Origin of the sequence: Saccharothrix texasensis, from assembly GCF_003752005.1 — a bacterium.
GTDB lineage: Bacteria > Actinomycetota > Actinomycetes > Mycobacteriales > Pseudonocardiaceae > Actinosynnema > Actinosynnema texasense.
Window position 1 is genome coordinate 7,561,472 of the sequence record NZ_RJKM01000001.1, and the last position, 15,336, is coordinate 7,576,807.

Consider the following 15,336-nt stretch of genomic DNA (forward strand, 5'->3'; position numbering starts at 1 on the left):
TTGACCTCCGCCGACCGCCCCGGCGTCGACGACCCCGGCCTCGGCCGGAGGCTGGGCGTCGACGTCGGCGCGGTGCGCGTCGGGGTGGCGCTGAGCGACCCGGGCGCGTTCCTCGCCACGCCGCTGGTCACCCTGGCGCGTGACGCGAAGACCGGCGGGGACCTGCGTGACCTGGCCGGACTCGTCACCGAGCACGACGTGGTGGAGGTCGTGGTCGGGCTGCCACGCACCTTGGCGGGCAGGCACGGGCCGGCGGCCGAGGCGGCGTCGGCGTACGCTGCGGCGTTGGCCGAGCGCGTCGCACCGGTTCCGGTGCGGCTCACCGATGAGCGGCTGACCACCGTCACGGCGAGCCGGGTGCTCGCCGAGCGCGGGGTGCGCGGCAAGAAGCAACGCGCCGTCGTCGACCAGGCTGCCGCTGTCGAGATCCTGCAGTCCTGGCTGGACGCACGGGCGCGACAAGTGGCTCGATCCGACGCGGAGCGGGCCCCCGGAGCTAAGGACGGCTCGTGAACGACGACCTCGGGTTGTTCACCGATCCAGAGACCCGCCACGACGAGCGGGTCGCACGCGGCAGGAGCGACGCCGCGGCCCGCCGCGCCAAGCGCAGGCGCAAGCGGACGATCCTGTGGGTCGTCGTGGCGCTGGTGCTCACCGGCGGCGGCGTCGGCGCGTACTACGGCTACCGCACGTTGAGCGGCATCGGCTCGTACGACGACTTCGCGGGTGCGGGCGAGGCGGACGTGGTGGTCGAGGTCAAGGACGGCGACCTCGTCACCACCATCGCGACCACGCTCAAGGAGCAGGGCGTGGTGGCGAGCTCGCGCGCGTTCACCGAGGCGGGCGCCGGCGACTCGCGGGTCACCGCGATCCAGCCCGGGTTCTACCTGATGAAGACCAAGATGTCCGGCGAGGCCGCGGTGGCCCGGATGGTGGACCCGGCGGCGAAGGTCGTGCCGCTGGAGGTCAAGGGCGGCTACGTGCTGCACGACATCACCGCCCCCGACGGCAAGGTCACCAAGGGCATCCTGTCGCTGCTGTCGGACGCCTCCTGCGTCGAACTGGGCGGCGCCAAGCAGTGCGTGACGCCGGCTCAGCTGCGCGACGCGGCGGACAACGCCGACCCGGCCGCGCTCGGCCTGCCGGACTGGGCGCTGCCCGACGTCCTCGCCGCGCCGAAGCCGAACCGCCTCGAAGGCCTCATCGTGCCGGGCCTGTACCACCTCAAGCCGGGCGCGGACGCGGTCGAGCTGCTCAAGAGCGTGCTCGCCACGTCCTTCACGCGGTTGCAGGGCTACGGCATCCCGTCCGGCACGGGCAAGACGGGTTTCCGGCCCTACGAGGTGCTGGTCATCGCGTCCCTGATCGAGAAGGAAGGCCTGACCAAGGACTTCGGCAAGATCTCGCGGGTGATCTACAGCCGGCTCGCGAAGCCGCAGAAGCTGGAGCTGGACTCCACGGTCAACTACAAGCTGGACCGGCCGATCATCACCACCAGCGACGAGGACCGCGAGGCGTCCGGGCCGTACAACACCTACCAGGTGCAAGGTCCACCGCCCACCCCGATCGGCTCGCCCGGCCGGGAGGCGATCACGGCCGCGATCACGCCCGAGGACGGGCCGTGGATGTACTTCGTGAAGTGCGAGAAGGACGGCACGTCGTGCTTCACGAACACCTACGACGAGCACCTGGTCGTCTCGGACGACGCTCGCGAGAGGGGCGTCTTCTGACCGCGGTCCAGCCTCGACGCGCGGCGGTCATCGGCTCGCCGGTGGCCCACTCGCTGTCCCCGGTGCTGCACAACGCCGCGTTCACGGCGCTGGGCCTGACCGGCTGGGAGTACACGCGCGTCGAGTGCGTGGCCGAGGAGGTGCCGTCCCTGGTCGCGGGCCTGGACCAGGCGTGGGCGGGCCTGTCGGTGACGATGCCGGACAAGCGCGCGGCACTGGCGGTGGCCACGTCGGCGACGTCGCGGGCCGTGCGGGTGGGGGCCGCGAACACGCTGGTGCCGGTCGACGGCGGGTGGCGTGCGGACAACACCGACGTGGACGGCGTCCTCGGCGCGCTGCGTGCTTCGTGCGGCTTCACGTCCGGCTCGCGCGCGGTGCTGCTGGGCGCGGGTGGCACGGCGACCGCGGCCCTGGTGGCGCTGGCGTCCGTCGGCGTGCGCGCGGTGACGCTGGTGGTCCGCTCGGCGAGCAGGGCGGCGGAGGCGGAGTCGTGCGCGTCCCGCCTGGGCCTGGCGCTGGACGTCGTCACCTGGGACACCGCCGACTTCGCCGCCCTGGCGTCGGCCTCGGACGTGCTGATCAGCACCGTGCCGCCGGAGGCGACCGAGCCGGTCGCCGACGCGTTGGCCGGGGCGCCGTGCGTGCTGGACGTCATCTACCACCCGTGGCCGACGCCGCTGGCCCACGCCGTGCGGCGCCGGGGCCGCACCCTCGCCACCGGCCTGGACATGCTCCTGCACCAGGCCTTCGGCCAGTCCGAGCAGTTCACGGGCCTGCCCGCGCCGCGCGAGGCGATGCGCGCCGCCCTCCGCGCCGCCACCGGCGACCTCCTCCCCCTCCCTCTCTGACCCGCGTGAGTCCTACGTCCAGAACGCGTGAGTCCTACGTTCGGAACACGTGAGTCCTACGTTCGGAACGTGTGTGTCCTACGTTCGGAACACCCGAGTTGAACGCTCAGCACACGCCGAGGCCCTGCTCGCGCGAGGGTGCGAGCAGGGCCCGGTCGTCGTGCTGAGGGGATCAGCCCTCGTCGAGGTCGGTGGCGATGATCTCCGCGATCGCCTCCAGCGCGGCGTCCGCGCCGTCGCCGTCCGCGGCCAGGACGACCTCGTCGCCGTGCATCGCGCCGAGCGTCATCAGACCCAGCACGCTCGCCGCCTCGACCGGTTGGCCGTCGTCCTTGCGGATGGTGACCTTCACCGGCTGCCCGGCCGCCGCCTTCGCCAGCAGTGCGGCAGGGCGCGCGTGCAGTCCGACCTTGCTCGCCACGGTGACCCGTCGCTCAGGCATGACCCGTCCTCTCGTTCCTTCTCGTCCGCCGTCAGGACGCCGTCGCGTCCGACCGGCCTTCCTTGTCGCGCTTCCCGGCCCGACGACCCCTGTCACCGTCCTCGACGATGCTCGGGTCGGCCTCCGGGTCCTCGTCCTCGCTGCGGCCCGGCGTCCTCAGGTTCCACTTGGTGATGACGAAGCGGAACAGGAAGTAGTAGATGGCCGCGTAGATCACGCCCAGCACCAGGATCAGCAGGGGCTTGGTCGAGATGTTGAAGTTGAGGGCGTAGTCGATGGCACCCGCGGAGAACCCGAACCCGCTGTGGATGTCGAGCGCGTTGCTGATGGCCAGCGACGTGCCGGTGAGCACCGCGTGGATCACGTACAGCGGCCACGCCACGAACATGAACGCGAACTCGAGCGGTTCGGTCACACCCGTGATGAACGAGGTCAGCGCCGCGGAGCCCATGATGCCCGCGATGACCTTCTTCTGCGTGGGGCGCGCGGTGTGCACGATGGCCAGCGCCGCCGCCGGGAGCGCGAACATGAAGATCGGGAAGAAGCCCGTCATGAACGTGCCCGCGGACGGGTCGCCCGCGAAGAACCGCTGGATGTCGCCGGTCTTGCCCTCGTACTCGCCGAAGACCTGCCACATGAACGTGTTCGGGATGTGGTGCAGGCCCAGCGGGAGCAGCAGGCGGTTGATGGTGCCGTAGATGCCCGCGCCGATGATCGTGCTGCCGGAGATCGCCTCGCCGACCGAGGTCAGGCCCGCGTCGAACCACGGGTAGACCAGGCCCATGACGACCGCGACCGGGATCATCACGCCCGCCACCAGGATCGGCACGAACCGCCGGCCGCCGAAGAACGCCAGGTAGGCGGGCAGCTTGATGCGGTGGTACCGCTGCCACAGCACCGCGGCGATCAACCCGACCACGATGCCGGTCAGCACCGAGTAGTTGATCATCTCCTGCTTGGCGTCCGCCGCCGCGTCCGCGGGCAGCGGCAGCACGAGCGGCGACATCGCCTTGAACACGGCCTCGGTCACCACGAAGCCGACCACGGCGGCCAGCGCGGTGGAACCGTCGCCGCGCCGGGCGAAGCCGATGGCGACACCGACGGCGAACAGCAGCGGCAGGTTGGCGAACAGGGCGTTGCCCGCTCCGCCGATGACGCCGGCCACGGCGTTCCAGCCCAGCCAGTCCTTGCCGAGGATGTCGTCCTGGCCGAGTCGTAGCAGGAGCGCGGCTACGGGCAGTGCGGCGATCGGCAGCATGAGGCTGCGGCCGAATCGCTGCAGCCCGGCCAGACCCTTGATCTCACGACCGCCGGTCGCCTGTGGGGCGCTGGCGCTCATGGGGTACCTCCCTTGGCGGAGTGGTGCGGGCCGGAACCCGGGACGGTCCGGTCCAATTGCATGGTCACCTGGTAGAGATCGCCCCGGTACCAGGACGTCATGTCCTCGACGGGCCTGCCTCGTGAGCTCGAGACCCGGCGGAAGACGAGCAGCGGGCTGCCGGGCCGCACGGCCAGCAGCTTCGCGGTCTCGGGGTCGGCGCCCTCGGCCCACACGGTCTGGCCCGCGTGGTCGAGCTGGACGCCGTACGCGTCGGCGATGAGGGTGTAGAGCGAGGTGGTGAGGTCGTGCCGGTCGAGGTCCGGCACGACCCGCGGGTTGTACCAGCCCCGTTCGACGGCCAGCGGCACGCCGTCCGCCCGGCGCAGCCGCACGAGCCGGCACGCCGGTTCGTGCGGCAGCAGGCCGAGCGCGGCGGTCGCCTCGGGTGACGGCGCCTCCTCGGCGCAGGCCAGCACCTCGGTCGCGGGGGTCAGGCCGCGGCGGCGCATGTCGTCGGTGAACGACTCCAGGTACAGCTGGACGTCCAGGCGACGGCGAGCGGTGAACGTGCCGCGGCCCTTCGCCCTGGTCAGCAGGCCCTCGGTGACGAGCTGCCCCACGGCGGCGCGTACTGTGATGCGGGACACACCGTACTGCTCGGCGAGGTCGCGCTCGGACGGGATCGACGAGCCCGGCGGGAGCTCCTGCTCGGCCATGCGCCGCAGGATGTCGCGCAGTTGGGCGTGCTTGGGCTTGGGCCCGTCGACGATCTCGTGCCGGCTCATGACACCTCCCCGGTGCTCGCGCGTCCACACCGGGATTGGTACTTTCCGGTCTAGACCAGTTGGTGCGGGGAGGATGCTCCGCGCGCCAACCGGGTGTCAACCGCCGTTACGGGACCGTGCCCGAGCGGTGGCACCCTCAGGGCAGGTGTCGAGAGAGGACTGTGAAGTGGCGGACGACAAGGCGGCGGGGATCCTCGCCGCGCTCGGCGGCGCGGACAACATCGTGGAGATCGAGCCGTGCATCACGCGCCTGCGCTGTGAGTTGGAAGACGGCTCCCTGGTGGACGAGAAGGCGTTGAAGGGCCTGGGCGCGCACGGCGTGATGCGTGCGGGCAACGTCGTGCAGGTGGTCGTGGGGCCCGAGGCCGACACGATCGCCAGCGACATCGAGGACCTGCTGTGACGCTGCGCGTCACCAGCCCGGTCAGCGGGCGCGTCGTGCCGTTGACCGAGGTGCCGGACCAGGTGTTCGCGCAGGCCATGGTCGGTCCGGGGGTGGCGGTCGAGCCGGAGCGCGTGCGGGCGGACGTGGTGTCCCCCGTGGACGGGACCGTGGTGACGCTGCACCCGCACGCGTTCGTCGTGGCCACTTCGGAGGGCGCGGCGGTGTTGGTGCACCTCGGGATCGACACGGTGAAGCGCAAGGGCGAGGGCTTCACGCTGCACGTGGTCAAGGGAGAGGCGGTGCGCGCGGGGCAGCCCGTGGTGACGTGGGACCCGGCCGAGGTGGAGGCGGCGGGCTTCGCGCCGATCTGCCCGGTGATCGCGCTGGACGCGGCGCCGGAGGTGCTGCTGGACCAGGCCGGCGGTCCGGTGGCGGCGGGTGACGCGCTGTTCTCGTGGCGGTGCTGACCCGGGTCCGGGGCTGACGGGACGAGTGCGGGTGAATGGTCCATTCACCCGCACTTCTCGTTGCGCCCCGGGCATTCCCGGGACGACGCTTGGCCCATGGTCATCTCGGGATTCCTGGCCGGCGCGGTGGGCGCCGGGTTGCTCCGCCGCCTCCCTCGCGGTGCGGACGTGTGCTGGCTGTGGTGCGCCGCGCCGACGGCGGTGTTGTGGTTCGTGGCCTGGGGGTTGGCGCCACCGCACTGGCTGCCCGTGCCGCTGCTGCTGGCGTGGCTCGGCGTGCTGCTGACCGTGACCGATCTGCGCCACCGCCGCCTGCCGGACGCGTTGACGCTGCCCGCGTACCCGGCGGTCGGGGTCGCGCTGTGGCTGTCCGGGGCGGACCTGTGGCGCGCGTTGGCGGGATGCCTGCTGTTCGGCGGCTTCCACCTGCTGGTGCGCGTGCTGTCGCCGTCGTCGATGGGCGGGGGAGACGTGAAGCTGGCGGGGCCGTTGGGCGCGGTGCTGGCCTCGGTCTCCTGGCCGGCGCTGCTTCTCGGCGCGGTGCTGGCGAGCGCGGTGACGCTCGTGCTGGGCCTGTGGTGGCGTGGCGACGGCTTACCGCACGGCCCGGGTCTGCTGGCGGCGACGTGGCTGGTCGCGGTGTCAGCCGGGTGAGCGGGGTGGGATGTCGCCGGATGTCGACGGCTCCGATGTCGATGGTGGCCTTGATCCCGCGTCGTCGCAGGTAGGGGCGATCGGCCGTGGGGCTGTGGCCGGCCGCGACGGGGCCGCGGCGGTCGCCGCACCGCCCACGGGGTCTCCGGCACGGCAGGTGCCTGGTCGCCAACCCCGATCACCTGAGACCTCGCCACGTTCCGGCACCGGCACTCCGGCCGACCACCTCACCTTTGCGGGTCGCGACGGCCCGGCCCGGACGTCGGTCACCGGAACGCGATGCCGACCACGACCCGAGCGCGGGCGTTGCCATCGCCGTCGGTCAGGACGAGCGACAGCGGTCGGCGGCGTGGTCGACCTCGCCGTTCCCCGGGCGATTCGTCCGGGCTGTCCTGCGTGATCACGTCGGGACGCCCTGGTCGGAGCGTCGCGGACCGCGGTGGAGGGCGGCTGGGCGTCCACTGGGCGGGACACGCCGGGAGCACGCCGGCCTGGCCGTCCGGCCCGCGTTCACACTGTGGAAGGATCGCGGCGTGCTGCGCTGGATCACCGCTGGGGAGTCCCATGGACCGGCCCTCGTCGCCGTGCTGGAAGGCATGGTCGCCGGGGTCGAGGTCACCACTGCCGACCTGACCGCTCAACTCGAGCGCCGTCGGCTCGGCTTCGGTCGGAGCCCGCGCATGGGCTTCGAGGCCGACGAGGTCGAGATCCTCGGCGGTGTCCGCCACGGGCTCACCCAGGGCGGCCCGGTCGCCGTCCGGATCGGGAACACCGAGTGGCCCAAGTGGCAGAAGGTGATGTCCGCCGACCCGGTCGACCCGTCCGAGCTCAAGCCCACCGGCCGCAACGAGGCGCTGACCAGGCCACGTCCCGGCCACGCCGACCTGCCCGGCATGCAGAAGTTCGGCTTCGACGAGGCCCGCCCCGTGCTGGAACGCGCCAGCGCCCGCGAGACCGCCGCCCGCACCGCGCTGGGCACCGTCGCCCGCCACTTCCTCAAGCAGGTCTTCGACGCGGACGTGATCAGCCACGTCGTCTCCATCGGCAAGGCCAAGACGCCCGCCGACGCGCCCGTGCCCGGCCCGGGTGACCTGGCCGCGGTCGACGCGAGCCCCGTCCGGGCCTTCGACGCCCGCGGCACCGAGGCGATGGTGGCCGAGGTCGAGGCGGTGAAGGAGGCGGGTGACACGGTCGGCGGCGTGATCGAGGTCATCGTCTACGGCCTGCCCCCGGGCCTCGGCTCGCACGTCCACTGGGACCGCCGCCTCGACGCGCGGCTGGCCGGCGCGCTCATGGGCGTGCAGGCGATGAAGGGCGTGGAGATCGGCGACGGCTTCACCACCGCCGAGCGCTGGGGCAGCGAAGCCCACGACGAGATCGACCGCGGCCCGGGCCCGAAGGGCGTCACGCGGCGCTCCAACCGGGCGGGCGGCCTGGAGGGCGGCATCACCAACGGCGAGCCGCTGCGCGTCCGCGTCGCCATGAAGCCGATCTCGACGGTGCCCCGCGCCCTGTCCACTGTGGATGTCCGGACCGGAGAGCCCGCGGTGGCGATCCACCAGCGCTCGGACGTGTGCGCGGTGCCGCGCGCGGGCGTGGTGCTGGAGTCCGTGGTCGCGCTCGTGCTGGCCGAGACGGCGCTGGAGAAGTTCGGCGGCGACTCGATCGCCGAGACCAAGCGCAACGTCGCCTCCTACCTGGAGGCGCTGGAAGCCCGCTGGGAGGGCCTGTGAGCCCCCGGTTCGTCGTCCTCGGCCCACCCGGAGCCGGCAAGACGACCGTCGGCCGGCTGCTCGCCGAACGCCTCGACGTCGCCTTCCGCGACACCGACGACGACATCGTCGCCACCGCCGGCAAACCGATCTCCGACGTCTTCACCGACGACGGCGAGCCCGCGTTCCGCGCGATGGAGGAACACGCCGTCGCCGAAGGTCTGAACACCCACGACGGCGTGCTGGCGCTCGGCGGCGGCGCGGTGCTGTCCGCGACCACCCGCGGCCGGCTCGCCGGGCACACCGTGGTCTTCCTGAACGTCGGCATGGCCGAGGGCGTGCGGCGCACCGGCATGTCCAGCGCCCGGCCGCTGCTGGCGGGCGTGAACCCCCGCGCGACCTTCAAGTCCCTGCTGGACGCGCGCCTGCCGCTGTACCGGGAGGTCGCCACGATCGAGGTGACCACCGACGACCTCACGCCGGAGCAGGTGGTCGACGCCGTGCTGCGCCCGACGGGACCGGCGCAAGGGACCTGAGTGGACCTGACCGGGGCGCAGGTCCTCGCACACCGCGCCGCGGCGCAAGGTCTGCACGGCGACGACCCCGACGCGGTGCTGCCGCTGGGCGTGGTGGACAGCCCGCCGAAGACGGGCGCGGCGGCGCTGGGCGTGCGCGGCCGCCGCGAGGACACCGTGGACGCCCGTGACCTGGTCCGCGTGCTGAGCCTGCGCGGCACACCGCACCTGCACCGCCGCGACGACCTGCCCGCCCTGCGCCGCCAACTCCGACCACGCACCCCGCGGCAACTGGCCGCCTGGTGCGGCGCGCACCCGACACCCGACCTGGCGCACCTCGACCTCGTCGTCGACGTCCTGCACCGCGAGTTCCCCGGCGACACGGCCACCAAGGGCGAGCTGTCCGCCGCCATCAGCCCGCTGCTGCCCGAGGCCGTCACCCCGCACTGCCCGACCTGCGACGCCCACCACGTCATCGAGAACGTGTTCCGCCTCGCCACGCTCCTCGCGGGCGTCGAACTGGAACACCTGGGCGCGAAGCTCGTGTTCCGCCGCCCGACCGGGAAACCCGACGTCGAAGACCCCGGCGAGCCGGCCCTGCTGCGCGACTACGCGCGGCTCGTCGGCCCCTTCGCCAAGGCCGACGCGGAGAAGTGGCTCGGCGCGGGACCGCAGGACACGTGGCCCGACCTGCGTCCCGTGCGGGTCGACGGCAAGCCGCTGCTGGCGCACGAGGACGTGCCGCCTGCGCCCGACCCGCCCGCCGGCCTGCTGCTGTTCCCGCGCGACCCGTACCTGCTCGGCCCGCGCCGCCTGGTCGCCGACCCGGACGTCGCCAAGCGGGTGTGGCGGCCCGTCGGCAGCCCCGGCGCGCTCGTCGTGCACGGCCGGGTCGTGGGCGCGTGGCGGCACGAGTTCCGCGGTCGGACGGTGACGTTCCAGCTCACGGGCTGGTCGAAGGTCAAGGGCGCGGCCCGGCGCGCGATCAAGGACCAGGCCGAGGTGCTGGCCGGGGTGTGGGGCGGCGACGTGCTCGGACCGGACGTGGTCGAATGGTGACCCGACGAGGGGAGTGGTGATGGGCGAGCCGGTGCGGATCCGCGTGGCCGCGGAACGACCGTACGACGTGGTGGTGGGCCGCGGCCTGCTCGGCGACCTGGTCGAGACCCTGAAGGGCACGGCGAGGGCGGCGATCGTCCACACGCCGACGTTGGCGGAGACCGCCGAGGCGGTCCGCGGCGAGCTGGAGGCCGCCGGGATCGACGCGCACCGCGTCGAGGTCCCCGACGCCGAGGACGGCAAGGACCTGCGGGTCGCCGGGTACTGCTGGGACGTGTTCGGCCGCATCGGGCTCGGCCGCACGGACGTCGTGGTCAGCCTCGGCGGCGGCGCGGTGACCGACCTGGCCGGGTTCGTCGCCTCCACGTGGATGCGCGGCGTGAAGCTGGTCCACGTGCCCACCACCCTGCTCGGCATGGTGGACGCCGCGGTCGGCGGCAAGACCGGCATCAACACCGACGCGGGCAAGAACCTCGTCGGCACGTTCTACGAGCCGGACGCCGTCATGGTCGACCTGACCACGCTGGAAACGTTGCCGCGCAACGAACTCGTCGCCGGCATGGCCGAAGTGGTCAAGGGCGGCTTCATCGCCGACCCGGTGATCCTCGACCTGATCGAAGCCGACCCGGAAGCCGCCCTCGACCCGTCCGGCGACGTGATCGAGGAGCTGGTCCGCCGCAAGATCCAGGTCAAGGCCGACGTGGTCTCGACCGACCTGCGCGAGTCCGACCTGCGGGAGATCCTGAACTACGGCCACACCCTCGCACACGCCATCGAACGCCGCGAGCGCTACCGCTGGCGGCACGGCGCGGCGGTCAGCGTCGGCCTGGTGTTCGCCGCCGAACTCGCCCGCCTGGCGGGCCGGCTGGACGACGCCACCGCCGACCGCCACCGCTCGATCCTCACCTCGCTCGGCCTGCCGACCGGCTACGACCCGGACGCGCTCGGCCAGCTCCTGGAGGGCATGCGGTCGGACAAGAAGACCCGCTCGGGCGTGCTGCGGTTCGTGGTGCTGGACGGCCTGGCCAAGCCCGGTCGCCTGGAGGGCCCGGACCCGGCGCTCATCGCTGCGGCCTACTCCGCGGTCGCGTCCGAGCCGAAGCCGAAGTCGGGCGGGAGCATCCTGCTCTGACCGCCCCACCGGCCCGACCGTCCCCGGCGGATCGCTCAGCCGACCGCGCCGAGCGATCCGCCCCCGGGCTGACCAACCCGCCCTGGGCCGACCCCCGTCGTGGCCTGACCACTCCGGCTCGGCCACACCAGCTCGGGATGAGCACGCAGAGCCGACCGCCCACCGGATGGGGCCGACCGGACGGGTCCGGGTCGATCCTGTCCGAGCGGACCGCCCGGACCTGACCGACTGGGCGGCCGCCCGACCCGGCTGCCCGACCGGACCGACTGCCTGAGCCGACCCGGCGACCGTGATCCGGCCATCCGACCGTCCGCCCCGCGCTCGACCGCGCTCGACCGCCCTGTGCTCGGCCCGGTCGCGTCGACCCCGGCTCGGTCGGCCCGGCGGTCAGGCAGAACCAGCCGTCGCATGCACGAGGGGCCGGGTGCCATACCTTCTTTCTTCCGGCAACAAATTCCGGCTTACCATTCATCCCCGACGCTCGTGCCCCTTTCGGGTGATCATCAGGGGACGGTGGCGGGCGGGTGGTGGTGGGGATGGTGGCCGGGGGTGCACCACGTCGAGTTGTGGGTGCCCGATCTAGGCCGCGCCGAGCGCAGCATCGGCTGGTTGCTCACCGAACTGGGGTGGGTCGAGTACCAGCGTTGGCCGCCGGGGGCTGGGCACGGGGTTGAACCACCTCGCCTTCCACGTCGACGGCCGGGCGGGGGTCGATCGGTTGGTGGTGGCGGCGGCCGGTCACGGGTGGGTGCCGTTGTTCGCGGACAGATATCCCCACGCGGGTGGTCCCGATCACTATGCCGCGTACCTGGAGAACACGGACGGCTGTGAAGTGGAGTTCGTGGCCTCGTCCGGTTGACACTCGGCAGGGGGAGTCGATCTCTACACTGGACCGGGACCGGGACCGGGCCGTGGCCCCGGTGTCCGGACGTCGCAGAACCAGAAGGTCGCCAGAACCAGGTCGCCAGAACCAGAAGTGGAGATCCGTCCCGCCATGTCCAGGTCCGGTGTGGGAGCGGTGAGGCTCCTCGGGGCCGCGATGGCCGTCGCGCTGCTGGCGGCCTGCGCTCCGAGCGTCGCCGACCCGGCGTCGGCACCGGCGTCGGCACCAGGGGTGGCACCGAGGTCGGCGTCCGGCTCGTCCCCCGCGCCGAGCAGCGCCGCCACGTCCGACCCACCGGGCGGCACGGCCGAGCAGGCGCCCAAGCCGGTGCCGCTGACCGCCGACCGGGGCCGGCAGAGCGGCGGTGTGGTGGCGCACGGCGGGGACGCGCCGTACAACTACGGGCCGACGATCCTGCTGGAGGGCGGCCGGCACCGCATGTGGTGGTGCAGCCAGCTCATGGTGGCCGCGCCACCCGGCGACGACCTGCTCTACGCGGAGAGCGCCTCGGCGGCCGGTCCCTTCGCCTCCCCCGGCGGCGCGCAGGCCGTCCCGGTGCTGTCCGGCAGCGTCACGGGCTTCGACGGCGTGCACACCTGCGACCCGTCGGTGATCAAGGTCGGCGACACCTACTACCTCTACTACACCGGCGCGGCGGGTGATCACGCCAACGGCAACGCCATCGGGGTCGCCACCAGCCCGGACGGCACCACGTGGACGCGCGCGGCCGGCGGCAAGCCGATCGTGAGCCCGTCCTACGACGAGGTCCGGGACAACACCTACGGCGCGGGCCAGCCGTCGGTGGTGGTCGTGGACGGCTGGTTCCACCTGATGTTCACCGACACCACCGGCGAGGCCGCCGGGTGGAACGGCGCAGGCCAGTTCGTGCTGCGCTCCAAGGACCCGAGGTTCGCCTCCGGCGTGCAGGCCCTCGGGCCCGGCGGCTTCCAGCAGGTGCCCGACACGCGGTCGAAGCGGACCCGCTCGGTGGTCGACGCGTTCAGCGCCGACTGGATGTACGTCGCCGCGCTGCACGCGTTCGTCATCGCCCACGAGACCGAGCACGGCACGACGTTGACCTTCTGGAACAAGGAGTTCACCGCGAACCCGCACCCCCAGGTGCACATCCCGGGCCCCTGGCGGGAAGGACCCGGCCTGGTCCGCACGCCCCTCGGGCACGCGCCGGTGAACGCCGACGACCCGTGCGGCCGGATCGCGGTGGACGTGGTCCGCGCGACCCTGGACGGCGCGGCGGCGGCCCCGACCGACCTGACCCAGTTCGGGCTCGACCTCGTGAACGTGCCCGGCTGCGCGCACGAGGACTCGGCGGCGCTGCTGCGCGGTTACGCCGTGCCGTCCCCCGCGAACACCACGGACCTCGTGCTGGACGGCGAAGTGGTGCGGCTGGAGCGCCGCTCGGTGACCGACCGGCTCGCCACCAGGGTGCTGAACCGCCGGCCGCCGGTCGTGGACGACCTGCCGGTCGCGGCGGAGGTCCCGGCGGGCGCGAAGGCGGTGCGCGGACCCGACGGCCAGGTCGGGCTGGTGCTGGAGGACCGGCTGTGGGCGCTCGGGAGGGGCGAGGCCGCGATCGAGGTCGTCACGCTGAACTCGTCGCGGCTCACCTCGGTCACGAAGAAGGAGTGGGACTCCTACGAGAAGGCCGGTGCACTGCGCCGCTGAGCCGGACGCCGGCCGCGGCACGCGGCCGCTAGCGCGACCCGTCGGGCCGGCGCGAGTCGGCCGGCTGGGGCAGGGCGTTGCCGACGCCCATCCCGACCGCCGCCGTCGCCATCACCAGCAACGCGGTGAACGCGGCGCCGCCGGTCAGCGCCGGGCCGAGCGACTCGAGCCCCGTCTGGTCCACCCACGACCGGCCGGCCACCCCCACGACCCCGGCCAGCGGGCCCGCCACCAGCGCGGCGGCGAACCACACCATGCCCCGCCCGTCGAGCTGCCGCCACGCGTCCAACGCGCCCCACAGCACGCCGACGACGACCACCAGGCCGATCGCGATGTACCGGGTCGACGAGGCGGCGTCGGGGCTGTGGACGCCCACCGCCGAGGCGCCGGTCTGCACCCCGCCGTGGAACAGACCCAGCCACAACCCTCGGACCAGCCACGCGCGCATGCGCCCCACCCTAAGTCGGTCCGGCGGTCCGACCTAGGGCCCGCCGAGATCCCCACTGTCCGTCACGCGAACCGTCGCACGATTCAGCACGGTTCACCCGATCGAGTGGCAGGGTCAGGCGGTCGACCGGGGCTTAGGCTGCTGGCATGCCGCACTCCACTCGCCGCGCCGCCCTGCGCGCCACGCTCCGGGACCGGGAGCTGGACGCGCTGCTGGTGACCGACCTGCTCAACGTCCGCTACCTCACCGGGTTCACCGGGTCGAACGCGGCGCTGCTCGTGCACGCGGACTCCGACGACGCGACGGTGTTCTGCACCGACGGCCGCTACCTCACGCAGGCCGCCGCGCAGGTGCCGGACCTGCGGCGGGTCATCGACCGGCCGTGCGACGCGGCGCTGGTGGAGCGGGCCGCGAAGGCGGGCGCGGGCCGGGTCGGCTTCGAGAGCCGCCACGTGACCGTGGACGGCCTGGACGTGCTCACCGCCGCCGCCGACGGCGCCGAGCTGGTGCGCGCCGCCGACCTGGTCGAACGGCTGCGGCTGGTCAAGGACGACGCCGAGGTCGAGGCGCTGCGCATGGCGTGCGCGGCGGCCGACCGGGCGCTGGCCGGCCTCGTCGAGCACGGCGGCCTGCGGCCGGGCCGCAGCGAGAAGGAGATCGCCCGCGAGCTGGAGAGCCGGATGCTCGACCACGGCGCGGCCGGGCCGTCGTTCGAGTCGATCGTGGCGACGGGCGCGAACTCGGCGGTGCCGCACCACCGGCCGACCGACGCCCCGGTCCGCGACGGCGACTTCGTGAAGCTGGACTTCGGCGCGCTCGTCGACGGCTACCACTCCGACATGACCCGCACCCTGGTCGTCGGCCGGGCCGCGGACTGGCAGCGCGAGCTGCACCAGCTCGTCGCGGCCGCGCAGGCGGCGGGCCGGGCCGCGCTGGCGGTCGGCGCGCGGGTCTCGGACGTCGACGCGGCGGCGCGCGGCGTGATCGAGGACGCCGGGTACGGCGAGGAGTTCCTGCACGGCCTCGGCCACGGCGTCGGCCTGCAGATCCACGAGGCTCCAGCGCTGTCGAAGGCGGGTGACGGTACACTCTTGCCCGGCATGGCGGTCACCGTCGAGCCCGGTGTGTACCTGGCCGGGAAGGGTGGTGTCCGCATCGAGGACACGCTCGTGGTGCGCGAAGGCGCCCCGGAGCTCCTCACCCTGACCACGAAGGAGCTCGTGGTCATCTGAAGTCGGATCGCCCGAATCGGATTCGTCGGCCAAGCCGACG

At 73.2% G+C, this 15,336-nt stretch carries 16 protein-coding genes and 1 pseudogene; 13 read left to right on the forward strand and 4 right to left on the reverse strand.

The genetic code is table 11. From position 1 onward, the window contains the following. The 3 genes from ruvX to EDD40_RS34025 are packed head-to-tail and all read left to right on the forward strand — an operon-like array spanning position 1 to position 2,578. A complete protein-coding gene (gene ruvX, locus EDD40_RS34015; protein ID WP_123746550.1) occupies positions 1-513 on the forward strand; it encodes a Holliday junction resolvase RuvX in 513 nt (170 codons plus the stop codon). Further along, positions 510-1,730, forward strand: a complete 1,221-nt coding sequence (gene mltG / locus EDD40_RS34020) for an endolytic transglycosylase MltG (RefSeq protein ID WP_123746551.1) — start codon at positions 510-512, stop codon at positions 1,728-1,730. Before ruvX ends, mltG begins: the two co-directional genes overlap by 4 nt. Beyond that, positions 1,727-2,578 (forward strand): shikimate dehydrogenase, encoded by an 852-nt coding sequence (locus EDD40_RS34025; RefSeq protein ID WP_123748496.1) that lies wholly within the window; start codon positions 1,727-1,729, stop codon positions 2,576-2,578. The genes mltG and EDD40_RS34025 overlap by 4 nt, the downstream gene beginning before the upstream one ends. A 172-nt stretch (positions 2,579-2,750) precedes the next feature. Here EDD40_RS34025 and EDD40_RS34030 read toward each other — a convergent pair whose 3' ends face one another. From EDD40_RS34030 to EDD40_RS34040, 3 genes are read right to left on the reverse strand one after another with little or no spacing between them, the layout of a single operon-like run. Beyond that, complete coding sequence (locus EDD40_RS34030; protein ID WP_123746552.1) at positions 2,751-3,020, reverse strand: HPr family phosphocarrier protein; 270 nt, start codon at positions 3,018-3,020, stop codon at positions 2,751-2,753. A gap of 31 nt (positions 3,021-3,051) precedes the next feature. After that, positions 3,052-4,359 carry a PTS transporter subunit EIIC gene (locus EDD40_RS34035; RefSeq protein ID WP_123746553.1) on the reverse strand — a complete coding sequence of 436 codons (1,308 nt, stop codon included), beginning with the start codon at positions 4,357-4,359 and terminating at the stop codon, positions 3,052-3,054. Continuing rightward, a complete protein-coding gene (locus EDD40_RS34040; RefSeq protein WP_123746554.1) occupies positions 4,356-5,126 on the reverse strand; it encodes a GntR family transcriptional regulator in 771 nt (256 codons plus the stop codon). The genes EDD40_RS34035 and EDD40_RS34040 overlap by 4 nt, the downstream gene beginning before the upstream one ends. 166 nt (positions 5,127-5,292) lie before the next feature. Here EDD40_RS34040 and EDD40_RS34045 point away from each other — a divergent pair, with 166 nt between their 5' ends. From EDD40_RS34045 to EDD40_RS34085, 9 genes and pseudogenes are all read left to right on the forward strand, one after another. Beyond that, positions 5,293-5,529 (forward strand): PTS sugar transporter subunit IIB, encoded by a 237-nt coding sequence (locus EDD40_RS34045; protein WP_123746555.1) that lies wholly within the window; start codon positions 5,293-5,295, stop codon positions 5,527-5,529. Further along, positions 5,526-5,978: a PTS sugar transporter subunit IIA gene (locus tag EDD40_RS34050; RefSeq protein ID WP_123746556.1), complete on the forward strand. Its 453-nt coding sequence runs from the start codon at positions 5,526-5,528 to the stop codon at positions 5,976-5,978. The genes EDD40_RS34045 and EDD40_RS34050 overlap by 4 nt, the downstream gene beginning before the upstream one ends. Before the next feature lie 96 nt (positions 5,979-6,074). Next, positions 6,075-6,632, forward strand: coding sequence for a prepilin peptidase (locus tag EDD40_RS34055; RefSeq protein WP_123746557.1), 558 nt, complete (start codon positions 6,075-6,077; stop codon positions 6,630-6,632). A 533-nt stretch (positions 6,633-7,165) separates the two neighbouring features. Beyond that, complete coding sequence (aroC, locus tag EDD40_RS34060; RefSeq protein WP_123746558.1) at positions 7,166-8,365, forward strand: chorismate synthase; 1,200 nt, start codon at positions 7,166-7,168, stop codon at positions 8,363-8,365. Further along, positions 8,362-8,880 (forward strand): shikimate kinase, encoded by a 519-nt coding sequence (locus tag EDD40_RS34065; RefSeq protein ID WP_123746559.1) that lies wholly within the window; start codon positions 8,362-8,364, stop codon positions 8,878-8,880. Before aroC ends, EDD40_RS34065 begins: the two co-directional genes overlap by 4 nt. Further along, on the forward strand, positions 8,881-9,918 hold the full coding sequence (locus tag EDD40_RS34070; RefSeq protein WP_123746560.1) for a DNA glycosylase AlkZ-like family protein: 1,038 nt from the start codon (positions 8,881-8,883) through the stop codon (positions 9,916-9,918). It abuts the gene before it with no gap. Positions 9,919-9,937: 19 nt separating this feature from the next. Further along, complete coding sequence (gene aroB / locus EDD40_RS34075; RefSeq protein ID WP_123748497.1) at positions 9,938-11,050, forward strand: 3-dehydroquinate synthase; 1,113 nt, start codon at positions 9,938-9,940, stop codon at positions 11,048-11,050. 552 nt (positions 11,051-11,602) lie between these two features. Continuing rightward, positions 11,603-11,909, forward strand: a pseudogene (locus EDD40_RS44870) (VOC family protein); the annotation flags it as partial. Positions 11,910-12,044: 135 nt separating this feature from the next. Next, entirely contained in the window at positions 12,045-13,616 is a 1,572-nt protein-coding gene (locus EDD40_RS34085) for a glycoside hydrolase family protein (RefSeq protein ID WP_123746561.1), read from the forward strand. Between the two features lie 28 nt (positions 13,617-13,644). Here the strand turns inward: EDD40_RS34085 and EDD40_RS34090 are convergent, their stop codons facing one another. Beyond that, positions 13,645-14,064: a hypothetical protein gene (locus tag EDD40_RS34090; RefSeq protein WP_123746562.1), complete on the reverse strand. Its 420-nt coding sequence runs from the start codon at positions 14,062-14,064 to the stop codon at positions 13,645-13,647. 146 nt (positions 14,065-14,210) lie between these two features. On the opposite strand from EDD40_RS34090, the gene EDD40_RS34095 reads away from it, so the two are divergent. Beyond that, positions 14,211-15,296, forward strand: a complete 1,086-nt coding sequence (locus EDD40_RS34095) for a M24 family metallopeptidase (RefSeq protein WP_123746563.1) — start codon at positions 14,211-14,213, stop codon at positions 15,294-15,296. Positions 15,297-15,336 lie beyond the last annotated feature (40 nt).